General features: G+C 62.8%; 15 protein-coding genes and 1 tRNA gene. 13 read left to right on the top strand and 3 right to left on the bottom strand.

Annotation, left to right across the window (positions count from 1 at the left end):
* Positions 1 to 31: 31 nt before the first annotated feature.
* Both rph and rdgB read left to right on the top strand, forming a co-directional pair.
* Positions 32 to 763, top strand: a complete 732-nt coding sequence (rph, locus tag ACPYN9_RS06320) for a ribonuclease PH (RefSeq protein ID WP_424464919.1) — start codon at positions 32 to 34, stop codon at positions 761 to 763.
* Positions 760 to 1,383 carry an RdgB/HAM1 family non-canonical purine NTP pyrophosphatase gene (gene rdgB, locus ACPYN9_RS06315; RefSeq protein WP_424464917.1) on the top strand — a complete coding sequence of 208 codons (624 nt, stop codon included), beginning with the start codon at positions 760 to 762 and terminating at the stop codon, positions 1,381 to 1,383. Before rph ends, rdgB begins: the two co-directional genes overlap by 4 nt.
* 167 nt (positions 1,384 to 1,550) lie before the next feature.
* Here the strand turns inward: rdgB and ACPYN9_RS06310 are convergent, their stop codons facing one another.
* Positions 1,551 to 2,927 carry an aspartate aminotransferase family protein gene (locus ACPYN9_RS06310; RefSeq protein ID WP_424464915.1) on the bottom strand — a complete coding sequence of 459 codons (1,377 nt, stop codon included), beginning with the start codon at positions 2,925 to 2,927 and terminating at the stop codon, positions 1,551 to 1,553.
* Positions 2,928 to 3,026: 99 nt separating this feature from the next.
* Positions 3,027 to 3,108: transfer RNA gene (locus ACPYN9_RS06305), tRNA-Leu, on the bottom strand.
* 357 nt (positions 3,109 to 3,465) lie between these two features.
* Between ACPYN9_RS06305 and ACPYN9_RS06300 the strand changes: the two genes are divergently transcribed.
* From ACPYN9_RS06300 to ACPYN9_RS06270, 7 genes are all read left to right on the top strand, one after another.
* Positions 3,466 to 4,485: a helix-turn-helix domain-containing protein gene (locus tag ACPYN9_RS06300; RefSeq protein ID WP_424464914.1), complete on the top strand. Its 1,020-nt coding sequence runs from the start codon at positions 3,466 to 3,468 to the stop codon at positions 4,483 to 4,485.
* A gap of 389 nt (positions 4,486 to 4,874) precedes the next feature.
* The gene (locus tag ACPYN9_RS06295; protein WP_424464912.1) at positions 4,875 to 5,408 is read left to right on the top strand and encodes a hypothetical protein; all 534 of its coding nucleotides are present in this window, start codon (positions 4,875 to 4,877) and stop codon (positions 5,406 to 5,408) included.
* Positions 5,409 to 5,559: 151 nt separating this feature from the next.
* Entirely contained in the window at positions 5,560 to 6,483 is a 924-nt protein-coding gene (locus tag ACPYN9_RS06290; RefSeq protein ID WP_424464910.1) for a helix-turn-helix domain-containing protein, read from the top strand.
* Positions 6,484 to 6,555: 72 nt separating this feature from the next.
* Positions 6,556 to 7,620, top strand: coding sequence for a hypothetical protein (locus ACPYN9_RS06285; RefSeq protein ID WP_424464908.1), 1,065 nt, complete (start codon positions 6,556 to 6,558; stop codon positions 7,618 to 7,620).
* A gap of 129 nt (positions 7,621 to 7,749) precedes the next feature.
* A complete protein-coding gene (locus ACPYN9_RS06280) occupies positions 7,750 to 8,043 on the top strand; it encodes a hypothetical protein (protein WP_424464907.1) in 294 nt (97 codons plus the stop codon).
* Between the two features lie 1,182 nt (positions 8,044 to 9,225).
* Positions 9,226 to 9,471: a helix-turn-helix domain-containing protein gene (locus ACPYN9_RS06275; protein ID WP_424464905.1), complete on the top strand. Its 246-nt coding sequence runs from the start codon at positions 9,226 to 9,228 to the stop codon at positions 9,469 to 9,471.
* Between the two features lie 400 nt (positions 9,472 to 9,871).
* Positions 9,872 to 10,450, top strand: coding sequence for a GNAT family N-acetyltransferase (locus tag ACPYN9_RS06270; RefSeq protein ID WP_424464903.1), 579 nt, complete (start codon positions 9,872 to 9,874; stop codon positions 10,448 to 10,450).
* Positions 10,451 to 10,481: 31 nt separating this feature from the next.
* Here ACPYN9_RS06270 and ACPYN9_RS06265 read toward each other — a convergent pair whose 3' ends face one another.
* The gene (locus ACPYN9_RS06265) at positions 10,482 to 12,023 is read right to left on the bottom strand and encodes a hypothetical protein (RefSeq protein WP_424464901.1); all 1,542 of its coding nucleotides are present in this window, start codon (positions 12,021 to 12,023) and stop codon (positions 10,482 to 10,484) included.
* 353 nt (positions 12,024 to 12,376) lie between these two features.
* Between ACPYN9_RS06265 and ACPYN9_RS06260 the strand changes: the two genes are divergently transcribed.
* The 4 genes from ACPYN9_RS06260 (at position 12,377) to ACPYN9_RS06245 (ending at position 19,979) form a co-directional block, all read left to right on the top strand.
* The gene (locus ACPYN9_RS06260) at positions 12,377 to 13,540 is read left to right on the top strand and encodes a hypothetical protein (protein WP_424464899.1); all 1,164 of its coding nucleotides are present in this window, start codon (positions 12,377 to 12,379) and stop codon (positions 13,538 to 13,540) included.
* 510 nt (positions 13,541 to 14,050) lie between these two features.
* Positions 14,051 to 16,162, top strand: a complete 2,112-nt coding sequence (locus ACPYN9_RS06255; protein ID WP_424464897.1) for a DNA methyltransferase — start codon at positions 14,051 to 14,053, stop codon at positions 16,160 to 16,162.
* Positions 16,162 to 18,714: a DEAD/DEAH box helicase gene (locus ACPYN9_RS06250; RefSeq protein WP_424464896.1), complete on the top strand. Its 2,553-nt coding sequence runs from the start codon at positions 16,162 to 16,164 to the stop codon at positions 18,712 to 18,714. Before ACPYN9_RS06255 ends, ACPYN9_RS06250 begins: the two co-directional genes overlap by 1 nt.
* A gap of 548 nt (positions 18,715 to 19,262) precedes the next feature.
* Positions 19,263 to 19,979: a hypothetical protein gene (locus ACPYN9_RS06245; RefSeq protein WP_424464894.1), complete on the top strand. Its 717-nt coding sequence runs from the start codon at positions 19,263 to 19,265 to the stop codon at positions 19,977 to 19,979.
* Positions 19,980 to 21,230 lie beyond the last annotated feature (1,251 nt).

The raw sequence follows: 21,230 nt of genomic DNA, 5'->3' as shown, positions 1-21,230 counted from the left end.
CCCGCAACGCACCGATCCCTTTGGAGGACCAATGACTGAAGCACGCGCAGACGGCCGCAGCCACGACCAGCTTCGTCCCGTGACGATCGAGAAGGGCTGGAGTGCGCAGGCCGAGGGATCGGCCCTCATCTCCTTCGGGAACACCAAGGTGCTCTGCACGGCGTCGTTCACCCCCGGTGTGCCCCGCTGGCTGAAGGGCCAGGGCAAGGGCTGGGTCACGGCCGAGTACGCGATGCTCCCGCGTGCCACGAACGACCGAAACAGTCGCGAGTCGGTGAAGGGCAAGATCGGCGGTCGCACGCACGAGATCTCGCGTCTGGTGGGACGCTCCCTTCGTGCGGCCGTCGACATGTCGGCGCTCGGCGAGAACACCATCGTGATCGACTGCGACGTGCTCCAGGCCGACGGCGGCACTCGCACCGCCGCGATCACGGGCGCGTACGTCGCATTGGCGCAGTCGATCGAGTGGGCAAAGGCCAACAAGCACGTGCCAGCCAAGGCGAACGTGTTGACGCGTTCCATCGCCGCGATCTCCGTGGGCATCGTGGACGGTGTCCCGCTGCTCGACCTTGCCTACGTCGAGGACGTGCGAGCTGGGACCGACATGAACGTCGTCGCGACCGGCGACGGCAAGCTCATCGAGGTGCAGGGCACCGCGGAAGGTGCGCCGTTCGACCGTGACGAGCTCGACCGCCTCCTCGACGTCGCCCTCGCTGGCACGGCGACGCTCACGGAGCTGCAGCAGGAAGCGCTGCGGGCATGAGCGAGCCGATCAAGGTCGTCCTCGCGTCGCACAACGCGCATAAGCTCGTCGAACTTCGCCGGGTGCTTGGCGCTCAGCTCGACGGTATCGAGCTCGTCTCCTACGACGGCCCCGAGCCGCGTGAGACAGGTCTCTCGTTCGAGGCCAACGCCCTGCTGAAGGCGCGCGCGGCCGCCGCGCACACGGGCCTCCCGGCGCTGGCCGACGACTCCGGCATCTCGGTGGACGTGTTGGGCGGATCGCCCGGCATCTTCTCCGCACGCTGGTCGGGGCCGGCGAAAAACGCAGACGAGAACCTCGAACTGCTCCTGTGGCAGCTCAGCGATGTCGCGCATCCGAACAGAACCGCGCAGTTCGTGGCGGCCGCGGCGCTCGTCGTGCCCGCATCGGCCTCGTTGACGGGGGAGGAGCAGGCCGAGGCGGTGCTCGGCGTCTGGCCCGGCCGCATCCTGGAGCAGCGCAGCGGCGACCACGGCTTCGGCTACGATCCCATCTTCCAGCCGGAAGGGGCCGACGGGTCTGCAGCTGACCTCACCGATGCCGAGAAAGACGCCTCCAGTCACCGCCGCCGAGCGTTCGACGCACTCGCACCGAAGCTGCGCGCCGCCCTGGGTCTCTAGCTTGCGCCGGCTCGCGTGCCGCGTGCCGCGTGCCGCGAGCCGCGTGCCGCGCGCCTTCGCAACACCCCAAGCGGTCTCGGGATGGGTTGCTTATCTCGGGATGGGTTGCAACCCATCCCGAGATAAGCAACCCATCCCGAAACTTGGTCTCGCGCTACGGATGAGCGCTACAGCAGCGAGCTCGCCTCGGTGAGGACGCCGCGCAGCGTCTGCTCGATCTCGTCGAACTCGGCCTGGCCGATCGTGAGCGGCGGGGCGAGCTGGATCACGGGGTCGCCGCGGTCGTCGGCGCGGCAGTAGAGGCCGGCGTCGAAGAGCGCCTTCGAGAGGAAGCCGCGCAGCAGACGCTCCGACTCCTCCTCGTTGAACGTCTCGCGGGTGTCCTTGTCCTTCACGAGTTCGATGCCGAAGAAGTAGCCGTCGCCGCGCACGTCGCCGACGATCGGGATGTCGAGGAGCTTCTCGAGGGCAGCCCGGAAGTGCGGCGAGTTCTCCTTGACGTTCTGCGTGAGGCGCTCCTCCTCGAAGATGTCGAGGTTCTCGAGCGCGACGGCCGCCGAGACCGGGTGGCCACCAAACGTGTACCCGTGCGAGAACGATGTCTGGCCGTGCTTGAAGGGCTCGTAGATGCGGTCGCTCACGATGGTGGCGCCGATTGGCGAATAGCCGCTCGTCATGCCCTTGGCGCAGGTGATCATGTCGGGCTGAATGTCGTACGTCGTCGAGGCGAACATGTCGCCGATGCGGCCGAAGCCGGTGATGACCTCGTCGGCGACCAGCAGCACGTCGTATTTCGTGCAGATCTCGCGCACGCGCTGGAAGTAGCCGGGGGGAGGCGTGAAGCAGCCGCCCGAGTTCTGCACGGGCTCGAGGAAGACGGCGGCGACCGTTTCCGGGCCCTCGAAGAGGATCATCTCCTCGATGCGGTTCGCGGCCCACTGGCCGAATTCGAGGAGGTTGTCGGCGTGCTCGGGAGCGCGATAGAAGTTCGTGTTCGGCACGCGGAAGCCGCCCGGCGTGAGCGGTTCGAACATCGCCTTCATCGCCGGGATGCCAGTGATGGCGAGGGCGCCCTGCGGGGTACCGTGGTACGCGACCGAGCGCGAGATGACCTTGTGCTTGGTGGGCTTACCCTGCAGCTTCCAGTAGTACTTGGCGAGCTTGAAGGCCGTCTCGACAGCTTCGCCGCCGCCCGTGGAAAAGAAGACGCGGTTGAGGTCGCCCGGCGCGTAGTCGGCGAGGCGGTCGGCGAGCTCGATGGCGTTCGGATGCGCGTAGGACCAGATCGGGAAGAACGCGAGCTCGGCTGCCTGCTTCGCTGCGGTTTCGGCGAGGCGCTGGCGGCCGTGTCCGGCGTTGACGACGAAGAGCCCCGAGAGGCCGTCGAAGTACTTCTTGCCCTTGGAGTCCCAGATGTGATGGCCGTCGCCCTTGACGATGATCGGGACCCCGGCGCCGTCCTCCATGACGGACTGGCGCGAGAAGTGCATCCAGAGGTGGTCTTTGGCCTTCTGTTGCAGGTCGGCTTCGTTGAACTCGGTCATCGTCGATGCTCCTTCGCAGTGCTGATACTGGAACCGTACCTGCTGGTCGGGAAGGTCGGAACCGACAGACTGTCGAGTCGGAGGAGCCTCACGCTCCGGTGCGGAAGGCGGGACTTGAACCCGCACGCTCGAAAGCACAGGAACCTAAATCCTGCGTGTCTGCCAATTTCACCACTCCCGCGGGCACGGGCTGAGCCGTGTGCGACCCCCAGTGTAGGGCGATGCTGGCGTCACCCGGTACCCGTGCGTCGGTTGGCACCCCGGCGCGGCGGGTTTCATCCATAGCTCTACCCCTCACGTCAACCCCGATTCACTCGACTGTGCTGTATGCGTGACCCCCTTTGGGAGAAGTTGGCACTCGGGTGAGAAGAATCGACACTCGAGCCGCCCGATCGGCTCTTTTACGAACTGTGGACTGGTCCGGCGACGCGTTCTGCATCTCCTGACGACGGAAACGGTGTCAGCGCTCGCATTTTGGCTCGATCTGCTCGTTTTCGGACACATACGCTTGCTCCAGCTTCGACGAGGGAGGTGTGACATGGCGGACGCGGATCGCCTTGGTGCATCTGCCGACCTCATCGAACGGGACATCTATCTTGATGGGCCGGCGGCGATCGACTGGGTTGCGGCTCTCGGGTGGTCGGTGTCCCCACACAGCGCGCGCCTCCAGATCGCTGCTGATCTGATCCGCACCGACACGTTCGCCATCGGGAGGATCTGGCACACGCCAGCGACGTTGCGGTTCGTCGGTTCCGCTGACGCTCCAGATGACATGTTCCACTCCCTGCTCGGAATTGAAGGCACGCACGTGCTCTCTTCTCCCAACGGGCAGTTCGAACTGCCTCCCGGCCAGATGTATTTGCAGCCTTTTGACGAACGCCTCGACATTGCAGCCCGTGAGGCGGCGGCACGTGTCTTCTTCGTCGCACGCTGGGGCGACTTGGTCGCCCGCGACGGTGAGCTTCCGGATGCGCGGCTCGGGGTATTCGGAGCGCAGAGCGCGCACCGCGAGATCTTCGCCAATGCCACGCACGCCGCGTTGAACTCGGTGACCGCCGTGCGCGGCCCCGGGTTTCGCCGCGTCCGGGATGCGCTCGGGCAACTGTTCGCGAGCATCCTCGCTGATGACGCTCCCGCGAGGACTCGGCCGTTGCACGGACGTGCTGGTCAGCCAGCGGTCAGCGAGCAGCGTGCGCAGAGTCGCTCGCTGCTCCGGCGGGCTTCGAAGCGCATCGAGGCGCACGCGAGCGATGTGACGTTCGATGTTGCGAAGCTAGCTCGCGACCTCGGCGTCTCCTCGGCGAGCCTCTATCGCTCATATGAAGAATCGAGCATGACTCCCGCGTCGCAGCTTCGACGTGTCAGAGCGCGCAGAGCGCGGCTCTTGCTGGATCAAGCATCCGCGACCGAGAGCAACACGCAGGACCTCAAGCAGATCGCACACGCGTCAGGTTTCGGATCTATCCGGGCCATGCGTCGCGCGCTCGTTGATGTCCCAGACCACGAGCCGGGTGCAGGTGCCCAACACCACCCCGACCGTGATGCCTCGATGGCGTGAAGGTCCGGAGCCTGGCCGTCTCGGTTTCGCTTGGCACACCTCTTCTCAGGGCTACTGCCGATTCTTCTCAGAAATTGAGCCAGAAATGGCGTTCGGATAGCTTTCTGAGCGAAACCACGCACTGCTAAGGGATCTTGATTCGCTGAGAAGGCGAAAATCAATTCACGTGGAAAAGGCCACGTCACATGGATGCGGTCAACGCGTATCGATCCAGGCGTCATCGAATGCACTCCATCTTCACCCGCCGTGGTTTCTCAGTATGCCGTCGTACAGACACAGAGAAAGAGTTGACCTTGACGCACGATATTTCTGAAACGCAGGATTCTGCACCGACCGCGACCCGGCGGAACATTCTGCAGTCCGCGGCCTGGACGGTTCCGGTCATCGCCGTGAGCACCGCAGCTCCAGCTTTCGCTGCCTCGCCACCGCGAACCTTCGTCATCGAATCAGGGTTCGGTATCGGCTGGTACCCGACCATAGCGGGACAGACGACGGACGGCGCGCTGCAGTACGACGCGAAGGCTCCTGGTCAGTACCTGCGAGTCACTGGCACACGCGCCGGTGATGTGCTTTCCAACATCTACTTCGAAGTGCTCATCTCCGTCGGCTGGCCCGCGCCCACGTTCTCGCCGATCCCCGGCTCCAACACCGACTGGTCAACCCTGGCGGACACCGGATCGACGACAACGGTCAGTGGCGTCACCTACCGCGTCTACCGCTCGAACTACAGCGGATCGATCGCTGGTGTTGAGGGAACCACCAACATTCCGGTGGACTTCTTCTTCCGCTCGTCGGGGCCGTACTACGCGGGGCAGACCGCTCAGACGCGCCGCTACGTCACCGTCAACAGCACGCCGGTGTCCGTGATCAGGAACCCCGCACCCATCAACAACACGAACCAAACGAACTACCCGACTCCGTAGCGGGACAGCACACGTCTCGGGCGATCGCTCGAGCCGGGCGGGCAGTGCCGGAGCGTCGCTCCCACTGCTCGCCCCGCGTGTTGCGCACGTGTTCTCGGGGGATAGGCAGTGTCACGCGCATCCCTCTTCTGCTGTCGGTTCTGGAGGAGCAATGGAGCGGGTCGCTCGCGCCTATTACAGCGAGGCTGATGGGTGGAGCCCGTTTCCGGGGTATCGGACCCAGAAGCTTCGAGTTCGCGGCACGCTGCCCCCGGCCATCGACGGTGTTCTCAAAGCTGGCGTCGAGCTGGTCGCAACGTCAGCCTCGCTCGCCATCGACGCGTCGATTTTGCGCTTTGACCGACTCCTTGTCGTTCAGGGTCGAACATCGCCGATCGACGTGACCTGGAAGCGGGAACGGCGGTCGGCGCGCGAACGCGGACTCGTGGTTCTCGTGGAGCAGGGGACTCTGCACGTGGTCTCCGGACAACGTCGCCTGCAGATCGACGCCGGGCAGATCGCGGTGATCCCTCCGGGCGGCGACCCCGTGCTGATTCGGGCTGCCGCGAAGACGGCCGGAGTCATGTTCTCATTCTCCGCGAACGAGGTCGAGCCGCTCAGCCTTCGCTGGTCGGTGTCGGAGGCGAGCGTGGTGGGGGAGAGCGTGCGTGCGCTCCTCGCCGCCGCCGCGGCTGATGCTCCGCAGACAGCCGACCCGAAGACCGCGAACATTTTGCGCGCGCTCCGCAGGGCCGCTGCACAATCGCTGGTCAGCGAAGCGACGCAGACCGTCAACGCCCGTGAAGGGGACGCTCTCGAAACCGTCCGCGCCATCGTCGAGAACCGATTCGCGGTGGCTGGCTTCGCGGTCGATGACATCGCGCGAGAGGCGGGGCTGTCGCGTCGCGTGCTCGAACGACGCTTGCAGGCGTTCGGCACGACGCCGGCCAGCATCCTCCGCAACCGGCGCGTCGCGGAGGCGGCGACGCTGCTGCAGGCCGAGCCGAATCTTTCCAAGCGTGAAGTCGCGCTGCGGAGCGGATTCGCGTCGGCGATCACGATGCGGCGGGCCATGCTTGCGGAATCTGCTGGCTAGGCTGGTTCGTGTCGGAACGATTGCTGCGGAGTGGCAGCTCTCACGACCGTCTCACGACGAGAGGAGGGCGACGTGACCCCTCGGAGACCTGTGCGCCTCGGGGTGCAGGTGAGCGCGATGCTCGCTCTCGCGGTGCTACTGGCGGGGTGCGACACCCAGACCGTCGCTGACTGGCCGCCAGAACCAGCGCAGACCGAGACGTACGCTCCGACGCCCGCGGCGCAGCCTGCGCTGACGCTCGACCGGCTCCTCGCGGCTGACGTGCCCGCCCTCTGTGGCCACGAATCCGGAACGCTCATCGATGGGGTGCTGCCAGGCGTGGAGCGCGCAACAGGCATCGTCGAGCTCAAAGCTCATGCCGCGATGACCGACGGCACGGGCCGTGACCCGCTGACGCTCGTTGCTCTCAACCCGGCTCCCCACGTGGGTGAGCTTGCCGCTGTCGCCGCGTTCAGCTGCGACCAGGGCGGCGTCGAATGGCCGGACCAGCTCGTTGGATATGACGCTGAGCTCAACATTCTGGGGGCCGTCGATCCTGCAGCAGAGACGGGCGGGCAGCGTGACCTTGTCTGGAACCTCGCGTGGGATAACACGAACACAGCCGCGACGTTCGACTGGTCGAGTCAGTATCCAGGCGAAGCCAACTGCTGCGGCACGATGCGCTTGGCTGGTGTTCTCGACTACGTCGAAGTTTCTGGTTGGGATGGCATTCACGAGAGCGAGATGGAGTCCACAGCCCGCGAGCTGCGACTGCGAATGCCCGAACTCATCGAGGTGAGCGTCTTCGCTGGGAAATTCTTCACGGCGATCCAAGACGAGGACTGGCCGCTCGTCGAGATCCTGTCCGCAACGCCGGAGATCTTCACGGAGATCCGTGACCACGAGACTCCGCAGCGGCTGCTCACGAAAGAGTGGGTGCCAGAGAGCAGGGCGATTTGCCTGCCGGTCGATCACGAGCTGCACAGTGACTACGGCAGATCCTTCTTCGTCGAGCACGATGCGCAGTACTACTGCTCCCCACAGGCGGAGTACTCCAACGGCGAGCTGGTCTGGCAGCCCGGCGTCTACGTCGGCGCTGGGTCTGAACCGGGCCCATGGGAAGTGAAGTGGATGACGCTGTACCTCGACGCTGGGTAGCGCACCCGCGCAGAGCGCAGTCGGCGACCGAACTCGCTTCCTGGGCGTTGTCCGCCGAGGGTGCAAGGGGTGGCCATCGGCTTGTGGATAACTTCTGCAGGATGTGCGTGTTTTCGGCATGCTGTCGCCGTGAGCATCGCGGTCAGCACCATCACCGAACGGATCCGTCGTCGTGTCCTGCTCGAGGGCATCGACCTCGGCGGCGACCGCGCGCGAGCCGCAGATCTCGCCCGCGAAGAGGTGCGGGGGTATGCCGAAGAGGCGCTGGGTTCCTCGCTGCCCTTGGTACACGACGAAGAGGCGACAACGCGGGAGGTACTGGCCCGGGTGACGGGCTTCGGTGCGCTTCAGCCTTACCTTGACGATCCAGAGATCGAAGAGATCTGGATCAACGCACCTCAGGCCGTCCATATAGCTTCATAAATGAGGCTCTGATTCAGCAGGCGAGATTCCGACCAGCTGGACAGGATCGGGCGCTTCCGTGATCAATTGAGCCCCCTCTGATCAGGACTTATCTGCTGATCATTCGCTTGTCGAGCCCAATCGTAGCTTGCTGAGCGGGGTCAGTCGACCGCGCCCCGGTTGGCAACAGGACCAGTATTTCCGCGCGCTCAGAGGGTGGATCTTGGTGTTTTGGGCTGGTCGTGCAGGATCAGCAGAGCGAACACGAGTGGGTTTGTGCAGGAAAGTGGCCATTCATCAGGGTTTTTCGGCCATCCAATCGATGGCGTGCCTGCTCCTTCGAGGATAACGAGTCAACGCGGGAACACTGGTTGATCCAGATCTCCTCGAACTCGATTCGTTCGAACGCTAGGGGTGAAATCCCAGATCAGATCAGGTATCAGGCGGGGGTATGATCTCTCGTGATCACAGTGAACGAGCTGGCGTCGTGAGGCTCACGTCTGGGTGATCTGCCGGAGTGCGGTTCAGTTCTCGGCGCTGGCGTCGCTGTTCGGGTCGCGGATCTGGACGTCACTCGAATCTGATTCTTGCGACAGGATCCGCGACAGTTCGTCACTCTTGTGGCGGTCATGGGCGCTCTTGCAACTTGCTCGCGATGGACTGCTGCACCCCCTGGTTCCGCAGGAGCACTGCCACCGCCACGCTCCGTTGCTCTGCGAGAACGAGCACGCGTGAGTTAGCTCGACCCGTTTCTCCTGCTGGCGGAAATACTCGGCGCGCCCGGCAGAGAGAAGTGACGATATCTCGTCCTTCAGTACGTCGTCGATGTTCGGTCGGCGATCGAGGAAGTTGGCGATGGAGCAAGCGACATCAGGGCCCTGCAAGTTTGCCCGTGACTCGCGCGCAGCGGCCAAGCAAGAGGAGCAGACGGGCAGGTTGTTTCGGGAGATGGACCACAGAACATCTGCACTGTGGTGAAGCTCGTGCCACGTCCCATAGGCATCCAAGCCGTGCGCCTGCCCACACTGCGCGCCAAACTCTGGGCCGCTTCCGTAATGGTGCAAGTCCGGCATCGCTACAGTCCATGGCTCTCGGCGGACCAGTTGTTTGGGGGAGGGGGCTACAAGATGCAGGCGTCGAGTTGGCATGACATGTGACTCATAGTCCGTCGACTCATTGTCAGCATATCCCTTTGCTTGAGATATGAACAAGGACCTCGCTGCTCGTCGAGCATTCGGCGACCGGGTCCGAGATCTTCGTCAGGACCGTGGTTGGTCGTCGCAGGAAGCATTTGCCAACCACGTCGACCTCGACCGCACATATGTGAGCGCGATCGAACGCGGACGGCGCAACCCGACGCTGGAGATCATCGTTCGTCTCGCGCGTGGACTCGAGGTTTCTCCGTCTGAGCTCCTCTCGACCATTGAGATCGAGGCCCCCGCAAACTGAGGTGCTACCCAGTGCCGAGCCGGGCTCGAGCGCTTGCTTGGTGGAAGCGGTGCGAGAGAATGGACGTATGAGCGTCGACCAGCCGATCCCGGAGCCCGACTGTGGGCTGGGTTTCTCTGAGCCGCTCCTCACTGAGTACCTCGGTGATCGTCTGGGCGATTTCTACTTGTACATGCTCATGAAGACCAACGCCGTCTGCAGTGGGTCAGACGTTTGCTCCGAAGTGCACGGCCCGGTTTACTATGCGAGCGATGTGGCTTGGTTCGTCAGTCATATGCGCCGTGCTCGTGCATGAGGATCAGGGGTCTTTCTGGTGCGACTGGCCGCTGAAACGACATGTCTGAGATCACCTGAGACCTCAGTCGTGACTTCGTACCTTCAACCCTCGTTAGGAGATCCATTGGAGCCGGACGACTTCGCCGCCTTCGAGCCGTCGTTTCCGGCTTCTCGCGACCAACGGCTAAGTCGTTGGCACGAAGCACTGCGATCGCTGACCTCCCAGCAAGTGTCGATCCGCCCGGCTATTCCTACGCCGGCGGATGCCCGCCGCATGTGGGACCTGCAGCTTGCCTCTGAACCCATCACAGTGCTGTCTCTTGAAACGAACGCCCAGTCGATCAGAGATCGATCGGTCTTGTTCGCCGAGATCGAGGGGGTGCATGTAGGTTTCTGTGTCGCGACTCCTGGGGCGAACACATCGGACCCGTTGTTCGTGCAAGTAGTCGCTGTCGTTCCTGCCGTCCAGCGGCGGGGGATCGGGCGCAAGCTGTTGGCCGCTGCCGCTTCGGAAGCAGGGGAACGGGACATCGTGTTCGCGACGCAGGCGAGCAACAGCGCTGCACACGCTATGAATGCGCGGTTCGCGAACGAGTTGGGCGCGACGCTTGAGCGCGTCAATCTGGGCGTGCATCCCGACCACTACTTGGGTGTTCGGCGCGGCCAAGGCTATCGGGCTTGGAGAATCAGGCGAGCGGGATAGTGGACGGAGGTGGTCGTCCGCAGCGCCGGACTTAGTGACGCCACCAACTGGGCCGGTCTCGCATGCCTGGGTGCCACGCGCGCGGCTGCGGTGCTTGCGGCTCCCGCGCGTCTCGGCCAATGTTGTAGTCCTTGTGTGGTGCTGAGGGGTCCCATCCCTCCATGTGTGGGCGGAGGTCCTCCGCCGAGGGTTCATGCAGCTCGAAGGCTCCGGCATCGAGGTTTCTGATCGGGTCCAGCTCGTCCGCGCGAGTGCATGCCCAATCCAGCCAGTCCCGCAGTCGGTCCATGGACAGCCCCTTCGCGGTTGCTTCGGCCTCGACTTGCCGCGCGAAGGCTCGAAGCTCCTGCGCCCCTCGCCAGCTCTCGAACGCTCGCACGAAGATGACCTCGCGTTGATCGAGGAGTGCCTTGTCACGGGCACGTTCGCGTACCTGTTCCCACGCCTCTCGCTCGGCGGCCTTCTCGCGCTCGTACGCTTGCTGAACTTCGGTACGTCTCTGCTGCTCACGTTCGGCCGCATCGGCGTCATCGATTACGCCTTTCTTGATTGCGCGTGCGATTTCTCGGGTTTGGGTCTCGAGCGGCTTCTTCGTGTCGGACCAGCTGTCGCTGTTGCGTTCGTAGGTGTAGCTCTGTCCACCGAGGTGCACCTGGTGCGAACCGTCGCGTTCGATCGTGAGGCGCAACCGGCCGCTGGGCACGCTGTCGAACTTGGGAATCTGCTTCCAGGGCGATCGCCGGAGCGCTCGTCGTTCCGCATCGGTGGCGACGTGGGGCACCTCGTCCAGCAGTTCTGTCAGTTCCACATTCCGACGGCGTGTGCTGACCTGGACGAACAGTTTCGGTGTCTTGAGCTTGACGTTTACGCCGAGCCTGAGTTCGCGCGCACGCAGCTCTTCGGCGAGACCGAGGACCACTTCGAGAGCTCGTGGACGAAGCGGTTCGCTGACTGAGTTGAGAATCGACGTAGTCTCGAGGACGCTGCGGAGCGCGTCGAAGTTTGTCGTGACCGTTCGCGCCGTTGTTCGGATGCGGTCCCAGGTCGTGGTGTCGCCAGGGGAGCCTGTGCTGAGCATTATGACTATGTCGCCGGCGCTACGTCCGGTGAAGCGCAGCTCGTGTCCGTCCGGCACGAGGTCGTGGACTTTGCAGGCATGCAGCATTCGACGGTAGCGCGCCCTGACTGACTCCTCAGGGTCTCGTACGGTGACTTGCTTTTCTTCCTGGAGCTTCTTAAGTAATTCCCTGGCCTCCGCGAGCGTTTCTGCAGCGCGCTTGTTCAGGTTGCCCTTCGGCGGCTTTTCGTCGCGTGTGCGGCTAGAACGTGCGACCGCGACCGAGGGCTCATCACTTCGCGGGTAGCTTCCATGTGCAAGATAGTGCGCGCCGTCATCGGTGATCGCTGCCGTCCAGGTCCTGCCGTGACCGGTGACTGTCGCGAGGCCGCGGGACTTGAGCGCAGCGGTACTGATCTTGTGTGCGTTGTCGTCCTCGGGCCACTTGCCTGCGGGGCATCCGTCGGCGATCCACCGCAGGACTTCCATCTGCCGGTCATTGACGGGCCTGTTCATATGAGCACCGTAGCCATGATCTCTGTGACGCTGGTTCTGAGAGCTCAATATGAGGGGTAGTGGTGCACACGGAGAGCGGTCGGCCGACCAGGCAAGGCCAGGTGGGTGCTTCTGGTCGCCGAGATCGAGCAGCGGCACGTGACTGAAATTCTGCAGAACCTGGTGGGGAGAGAGCCCTGAGCTGACTCGGCACAAGGCTCATTTCCGGATCGCAACTTTATGAGCGGTCCCTCGCGCCTGCTCTGGAGCTACTGAGCTAACCCGCGCTGCTTAGTGCTCGACAGGTCACGCGACTGGACGACCATCGGCCGGTCAGTCTTCGGCACGTCCAACACCTCTGGAAGGATCAACTCATGTCAGATTCCGCAGACGACGATTCGCAATCGAGCGACAGGACTGTCCCGAACGCCCCCGACAACGCGGCTCGAACTGGTGATGAACTCGCCGACCTCGAGCGTGAGCGGAATCGAATCCGCGAGTTCATCGAAGGGCTTGGGTTCGCGGACATCAAGAGTGGTGACTGGTTCCCCAAGTTGCTCACAATCTCGCTTTCGGCTTACGCAAGAAAGGTTGACGCGGTTTACTTTCGGGACAGGTACCAAGGCGTCCCGCCGGACGCGATCGTCGCCCAGCGGATCAAGATGGCTGCGCGATACGCCGCTCTCGAAGGCGGGCTCTCGGCGACTGCATATACGGGCGTGGTCGCTGCGACCATTGGGTCTCTAGGCGGGGCGTCGCCCGCGACCGTTCCGGCTGCGCTCGTGACGGTGATGGTGGACATTGCCTACATCTCACAGCTGCAGCTGAGGCTTGCCTACGACATCGCGGTGCTGTACCGCGTACCGCTTGACCTAGAAGACCCGGACGATCTCTGGAAACTCATCCGGGTGGCATTCACGATCAAGAGCGGTGAGCTCGTTCGAGAGGGCGCGATTAAGGCCGTTCCCGCTCTGATACGGCCGCTCATCAAGCGGTTCTACGCGGGGCCGGTGCTCGCCGCAGCCAAGGGGCTCCCGGTAGTCGGGAAGTTCCTCCTCCAGCGCAACCTCATCAAGATCGGAATCCCGCTCGTTGGTATCCCGCTCGCAGTAGTTTTGAACCGCTGGACGACCACGCTAACCGGCCGACACGCCCAAACCGTTTTCCGAAACGAGGCCTCCGTCCTCGAGACAGCCGAACGTCTTCTCGACCGAAGCCGGCATGCTCGAGTGCTGCTCTGGGCGGCCTGGCTCGTAGTGCAGGCTGACACCAAGATTTCCGACGATGAGGTGCTGCTGATGCGCCACCTGACACGCATCGCTTGGGAACGACACGCAATCGCCGACGAAAGACTCGCGAGCATAGTCAACGTCGATCCGGACGAGCTCTGGTCGCTCGTCGCTCAGGCGGACGGCGATCTCACCGATATCGTGGATGCGTCCGTGATCGTCGCGGAGGTCGATGGGGATGTCAATCGGCTTGAACGTGCTGTGCTCGATGAGATCAGCGCGCACTGCGCTGCAAAGATGCCGGAGTGACTCAAAGCGGATCCGGGTTCGCTTCCGGAAGGCCCGTCTCGCGCTTCCGGAGCGCGACTTTTCGGACACTGTCGGTATGCGCGCAGCATGGGTCGAGCATTAGGAGCGGAAAGCAAGGAGCGCTCTGGGCACGCGCGGTCATCTCCGCACTCGTACTCCAACGCCATCGCCGACTGAGCCGCTTGCAAGGTTCGCAGCCACCACTGTTCGACCCGAGTCGAGAGGGACAGGTTTCTCGTGCCTTGTTCAGAAGGGCACCCACCTGTCTCACAACCTTCGGGGTCCCCGTCGGAAGTAGGCGTGGGTCGTGACGCTGGACGAAAAGACCGCGGGTGGCAGAGGTTTTCCTCTGCGGGACGTCTCAGTTGAGTCGGATTCGTTGCTTGTGCTGGGAGCCGTCCGGCGCTTCGCTCGATGTACAACTGGCGTCTCAGCAACTGTAGGCTCTTGTGGGTTGGCGAATCGCCATCCGCTACAGAAGACTCCGGGTATCGATAGAAGGAAGTTCCGATGTCTCGACTCTCGGACCTGCTGCGGGTCGTTGAACAGCTTGATCCGCAGTTGGCCAAGGATCTCGATCGCGAGATTCAGCCCCTCCAGGAGCGCCTACCCTTCGGGTTGAACTTCGAGAGACACGCGCCTGAAGCGGTCGAACTTGCAGGTCATCGCATTCGTAATGGGAACAAAGTACGAGTACTCCCGCCACGAGGCTCGCTCGAGCGCGGGGACCGGCGGCTCTGGCGGGTCGACACGATGCGGGGCGGTGTGGCTGAAGTCTCGATAGCGAACGGCGACGACCGCAAGACACAGTCCGTTCCGGTCGAGGACCTGACCCTCGTCGCTGAGTTCCGCGACCGAATCTACCCAGGACTTCGACCAGATGGCGCTCTTGAGCGCGGTGGTGACAAGCCGTTCCACACCGTCATCAACGGCGAGAATTTTCACGTGCTGGAGCTGCTCACGTTCACGCATGAGTACTCCGTAGATGCGATCTATATCGACCCGCCTTACAATTCGGGCGCTCGAGACTGGAAGTACAACAACGATTACATCGATGACCGCGATGCCTACAGGCATTCAAAGTGGCTGGCGTTCATGGAGCGCCGCCTGAGACTCGCAAAGCGCCTACTAAAACCAGAGGACTCAGTTCTCATCGTTACAATCGATGAGAAGGAGTACCTGCGACTTGGGTTGCTTTTGGGGCAGATATTCGCCGAAGCCCGAATAACGATGGTGTCGAGCTCCATCAACTCTGCCGGTTCAGCCCGGGCTGGGTCCTTCGGGCGGTCGGCTGAGTACCTGTACTTCGTTCAACTTGGTCAAAGCACTCCCGCGGCACTTGCACTCGGAGGTGACTGGAATCCGGTGCAGACGGACAATAAGTCAAAGTTGCGCTGGCATGGACTCCGCCGCCGCGGCGCTGATGGACTACGGTCGAAGAGCCCGCGGCTTTTTTACCCGATCTTTATCAAGAATACAGAGATCGGTCCTGTGTTTTCATCAGTTGGGGAACCCTACTTTGGTGATGACTGGCAGTCGGTAACGCCGCCGACGGGATCCACTGCGGTATGGCCTATTCGCCAGAATGGCGACGAGGGCCGCTGGGCCAGTTCGCCCGAGCATTTGAGATCCCTCATCACGGAAGGACATGCGAGGTTGGGGCGCTGGCAGTCAGATAGGACCGCGATCGAGTATCTTTCTGACGGCGAGCGCACTAAGGTTCGCGAAGGGGTTTTTCCTATCGTGGGGCGAAAGGCCGATGGTTCGGTCGTTACTGACTCTTCGGAATACGTTCCCAGATTCATCCCGACGGACGTATGGCGGATAACGGCGCATGATGCATCGAATAGCGGAAGTCGTTTGTTATCCAAGTTTGTTCCTGGTCGCGGATTCCCCTTTCCTAAGTCACTGTACGCCGTCGAGGACGCTCTGCGTTTCTTCGTAGCAGGCAAGCGTGACGCCATCGTGCTTGATTTCTTCGCCGGCTCTGGCACCACCGCGCATGCGCTGATGCGCTTGAACAAGCAAGACGGCGGCACTCGTCAATGCATCTCGGTGACAAACAACGAGGTTTCGGCTGAAGAACAAGCCAAGCTTCGCGAGCGGAAACTGCGTCCGGGTGACCCCGAGTGGGAGCAGTGGGGAATTTGCGACTACATCACAAAGCCGCGCATCCGTGCTGCAATCACAGGCTTTACCCCTGACGGTGAACGCATCAAGGGCGACTACAAGTTTGTCGACGAGTTCCCGATGGCGGACGGTTTCGAGGAGAACGTCGCATTCTTCACGCTGAGCTACGAGTCGCCGTGGATGGTCGAAGCTGACAAGGCGTTCGCCTCGCTCGCGCCGTTGCTGTGGCTGCGCGCTGGTGCCTTGGGTGAGCGGATTGACTCGATAGAGGGCGGTTTTGCGGTCGCCGATAGCTACGGTATCCTCAAGGATCTGGACCTCGCCAGCGACTTCGTCGCCGAGCTCCAGCGCCGCCAGGGCATCCGCATCGCCTATGTCGTCACCGACGACGACGGGCGCTACCAGCAGGTCGCGAGCGAGATCTCCGGCATCGAGACGGTGCGCCTTTACGAGGACTACCTGCGCAACTGCGAGAGCACAGGTGATATCTGATGCGCTTCACGCTGAAGGACTACCAAGCCGACGCCGTCGGCGACACCCTGCGCGAGTTGGCATCGGCGCGCGATTTCTACCGTAGTGCGAGCAAGCGGGTCTCATCGGTGGCCCTGACCGCCACGACCGGCGCGGGCAAGACCGTCATGGCCGCTGCCGTGATCGAGGCTATGTTCTGGGGCAGTGATGACTTCGGCGTCGTGCCTGACGAAGGCGGTGTGGTGCTGTGGTTCAGCGACGATCCCGCCCTGAACCAGCAGACTCGGCACCGGCTTGAGCAGGCCTCGGACCGCCTGCGCAACAAACTGGTGACCGTCGAGCACCCGTTCCGGTATCCGAAGCTCCTGCCGGGCCACGTGTATTTCTTGAACACCTCGAAGCTCTCGCGAAACAGCCTGCTGGTGCGTGGCCACGATGACTCGAACATGCTCGACGGGATGCAGTCGCAACCGGACACAGTGCCGTTCACGTTCTGGGACACGCTCCGCAACACGATTGAGGACGACGGACTCACGCTCTACATGGTCCTCGACGAGGCACACCGAGGCATGGGAAAGCGCCCGTCGGACACGCCGACGATCGTGAAGCGCCTCATCAACGGGCACAGCGGTGTACCGCCGGTGCCGATCGTGTGGGGCATATCCGCGACCGTGCAGCGCTTCGAGGCGGCGATGGCGGAGGCCGAGGTCCAGTCAAACCGTGTCCATCTCGGCACCGTGCAGGTCGACCCCGTGCGTATCCAGGAGTCTGGCCTCCTTAAGGACGACATCGTGCTGGACTTCCCTGCGGAGACTGGCGACTTCAACACAGTGCTGCTGCGTCGAGGCGTGCGCAAGGTGAAGGCACTCTCCGACGCGTGGGCTGTCTATGCCGCGGAGCAGGGCACAGAGTCGATTAAGCCACTGATGGTTCTCCAGGTGCCAAACAAACCCGCTGCCGACGAGGTCGCCTTGGCGATCGACGTGATCCGAGACGAGTGGCCGGAGCTTGAATCCGACGCGATAGCCCATGTCTTCGGCGACCACACGGCCCAGGCATTCGGCATGTACAGTGTGCCCTACATCTCGCCGGAGCGGGTGCAGGACGCCACGTACATCCGTGTTCTGCTCGCTAAGGACGCGATCAGCACAGGTTGGGACTGCCCGCGTGCGGAGGTGATGGTGTCCTTCCGCCCGGCGAAGGACGAGACCCACATCACCCAGCTGCTCGGCAGGATGATCCGCACACCCTTGGCGCGACGCGTCGAGGGCGACGACCTTCTCAACAGCGTCGAGTGCATCCTGCCGCGGTTCAACAAGGCGACGGCCAGCCTCGTGCTGGAGAAGATCATGGGCAACGACCTCACTGGAGGCGGCGACACCGGCCAGCGCGTGCTCGTGGACCCGCAGCTCATGACGCCCAATGCTGCGGTTCCTGACGAGGTCTGGGAACTGTTCCTGTCGTTGCCCGCGGAGACGCTGCCGCGCAAGCACGCGAACCCCATCAAGCGAGTCACCTCCCTGGCGCATGCGCTCGCGTCGGACGGCCTGGTGCCCAACGCCGGCAAGATCGCCCACGAACGCCTCCACGGCGTGCTGAACGGACTGGCTGCCCAGTACGCCAACGATCTCGCGAAAGCGCGTGAGGACGTGCTCACGGTCGCCGGCGGCACCGTGCGCGGGCAGGCGCGCCACGGCATGCGGCGTGACGAGTCCTGGATCGAGGCCGCGGACGACCGCGCGATCCAGGACTCTTACCGCAGCGGCGCTCGCACGATCACGCCCGACGTGGCGCGCAGCTACATTGAGCACCTCACTGGCGACGCCGATGACGAGGACGACTACCGCGACGCCTATATCCGTGTCGCGGCCCTCGCGATGCTGACGCAAACCCGTGCAAAGCTCGACGAGGAGGCCGACGCGATCTCGAAGGAGTGGCTAGACGAGCACCGGGTAGCTATCAAGGGTCGGCCCGAGTCGCGGCAGAGCCTCTACGCGGAGATCACCGCGATGAGCACGGACCCGCAACTGATCTCGATGGCGCTGCCCAAGAACCGCCAGGAGGAGACGAAACGGGCCGTCGGTGACAGCGAGCAGCTCCTGGAACGGCGCGCCCTTCATCTGCTCTCCGACGAAGAGGGCATGTTCCCCGTCGGCAAACTGAACCCCGACGAGTTCGAGGTGCTCGACACCGAGATGGCGCGCCCCGGTGCCCTCGCCTGGTACCGGAACCCGACCGGCGGCCGCGACTCTATGAGTATCGCCTACCGCGACTCGCACGGCGAGTGGCGGACGCTGAGACCGGACTTTTTGTTCTTCGTCGATACTGAGGACGGCGTGCGCGCGAGTATCGTCGACCCGCACGGGCACTGGCTGCCGGACGCCGCCTGGAAGTTGCACGGGATGGCCCGGTTCGCCGAGGTCTACGGAGACAGGTTCCACAGGATCGAGGCGATCAGCCGGATTGACGGGAATCTGCGGGTTCTCGACTTCAAGCTCGCTGAAGTGCGCGCGAGGGTATTGGATCACTCAGACGCGAGGTTCGCCTACGACGCTACGGCTGTCGACTACTAGCCATGGATCCGGCGAGAAGCCTGAAAGTCAAAAGCGAGAGGGTTTAAGAAATGCAGCGATCAACCTCGGTCCCGCCCGCGCCAGAATATCCTTCGCTAACATCGGGCGAGATTGCGGACGGTGCGTCATCTCGGTTGGCGAAGTCGAAGCGGCGATTTGACAACTCATCAGCTCGCACGCCCGTCCTCACGGATACCCTCTCCCAGGTTCTAGGGGATCTGAAGGGGTACCCGCACTCCTCCTCGTCAACCCTCGACGAATGGCTACGTGGTTGGTGTATGCCCGAGGCTGACGCGACCAGGTCACCAAGTGAAACATCGAAAAGTGTCTACGTGGGCATAGCCTCAGCAACTGAGATGCCTTTTGTGAGTCCACTGCATAAGGGTCCGCCATTTGTGACCGTAACTTCTGGGTTTATAGAACTCTGCTGGCGTCTGAGTGAGACATTCCCCGCTTTTGTGGTTATGGCTACGGGTGGGGCAGATGTGCGTGTTGCTGACGCCTCGCGGACGCTTCTGTTCGACCACTTGGGCTTGAATGAATCGCCGATGTCTTACACAGCAGAAATCATTCAGGAGACCCGGGATGAGATATTTTCTAGGCGCTCAACTGCCGCAGCCGTTCGGTGGGCGGTTGGTCACGAGATGGCCCACGCCATAGGAAGAAAGCAAGAACGCGCAGAAGCGTTCAAGCGAGCCGAACGTCTACTGCCCGACTTGGTCGACACGCAGTGGGGGCCAAAGTGGCAGCGAGGCGAAATAAAGGATTTTCGCGCCTCCACGGATCGTTACAAAGACGAGATTGCTTGTGACCTCTTAGCGAGTCAATACGTGCTCGAATCGCCCTTCGCCACAGATGACCTCATTACGCAGATCTGCGGATCACTACTAGCTCTGGAGGCGCTGGTTTTCGACGGTTTCAGATCGGACGAGTCCGCGGTGTCGCAGACGCACCCGTCACCGTCTCTTCGATTTCAGATCATCTTCATGGACTGGATGGAGACAATTCTCGACCAGTCCACGTGGCAGGACAGAGAACATCCGGGGTATTTGGGTCTGCAGGACGTCGCCCATATGCTGACGTTTGAACGGTGGGCGGCTGGCCACTATCGCCCTCATCGAGCTGGAAATCGCTGGCAAGAGGACATGAACCTCGCGATGGATTTGATGCTTGGGAAGGTTCCGCTGGCGAATCTGGAACAGATTTACGTCAGGCAAGGTGGCAGTCTGGCGCGTTTGCCCCAACGTACTCGATTGGCGCAGTGACAGCTAGCGGGAAACGTGCTGGTGATAGGTCTTGAACGGGTCACGGCATCCAGGGACGCGATCTCCGACGAGCTTAGAGATGCCATCGTAGTTCAGCGCGCGTCTCTTGTGGGAAGGTCTGACCCCTTCACTGTGCCACCGGTACTTCTCGACGCCATTCGGTGAGCAAGGCGTTCGCGAGGGATGCGTCACGTGCTGTTGCACGCTGGTCGGTTGCGAGATGTTCCATCATGCTCATACCGAGACGCCGTCCGGTCGCTGTTCCAGACGCAAACAGCTCGATCGCAGTGTCGGCGCGCTGCCGCCAAGCGGTGCTGTTGTCTAGACGGCGAACGTGGTGGAGCCGGACCAGGGCAAGGACGCAGCCGAGGCCGATCGCCAGAGGTAGCGCTCCTTCAGAGACCGGAACGAGCCAAGCCGTCAGCTCGTGGATCGCCGTTGCGAAGTGCAGATGGGCCATTAGGCAACACTAGACGCTGGCTGGTCCAGACGCAGTGGGAAATCGATGCGGGGGCGCTCGAAGAGCGGGACGACTCGGATGGAGGCCGGGGCGGCTGCCACGCCTGAGTCTGGCGAGCTAGTTCGATCAGCGCGGCCAGGGTCACCCGCTGTGTCCACTGAAGGCTGTGCCTTGTCTGAGAGGACGAACTGCCAGCCGGAAGATCGCTGCTGGCCCACACACTGTGAGCACTTTATCGAGTACCGCGGTCGCCACCGAGCGATCGGCCCGATTTAGCTCTGTTTACGCGATCAGGGCGAGCCCGCATTGTGTAGAGGATCCTGAGTCTCGAAGAGGACCAGGCATGCACCACATCGCGGCCAACTGAGGGCGACGTCCCCGGCGCAACATAGCGCGCGGACAAAACCTACCAGCTCGTCCAGGCCGCGCAGCCCGCGTCGGCGATCGCCACTCCGGTCGAACGAACCAGTTGTTCCTTTGTGCCGATGACCTCACGCTTGTGCTCGCGGCGCGGGATAGAGTCCGGATCGAGATGTTGCTGCGACATTTGTCGGCTGTCGGCTCTGGGCCAGTGTGAGCATCGAAGTTGCCGTCGACAGCGCCAGCTGCTGCCGCGGACGCGGCAGCAGCAATGGCAGCAGAGATCTCCTCGTCGCCAACGATGTGCGCATGACCAGTAGCAATCACGAGTTCGTCAGGCCCTGGCATGATCCACTAGCTGTATTGACCTGGGACGTTGTGAACGCTTGATGGTTTGAGGGAAACGAAAACCTCCGTGAGGATGTGGGTTA

It is taken from the genome of Pseudoclavibacter helvolus (assembly GCF_049707175.1).
In the GTDB taxonomy this organism is placed as follows: domain Bacteria; phylum Actinomycetota; class Actinomycetes; order Actinomycetales; family Microbacteriaceae; genus Pseudoclavibacter; species Pseudoclavibacter helvolus_A.
The sequence above is the reverse complement of the archived record's forward strand: the minus strand, read 5'-3'. Positions and strand labels throughout refer to the sequence as shown.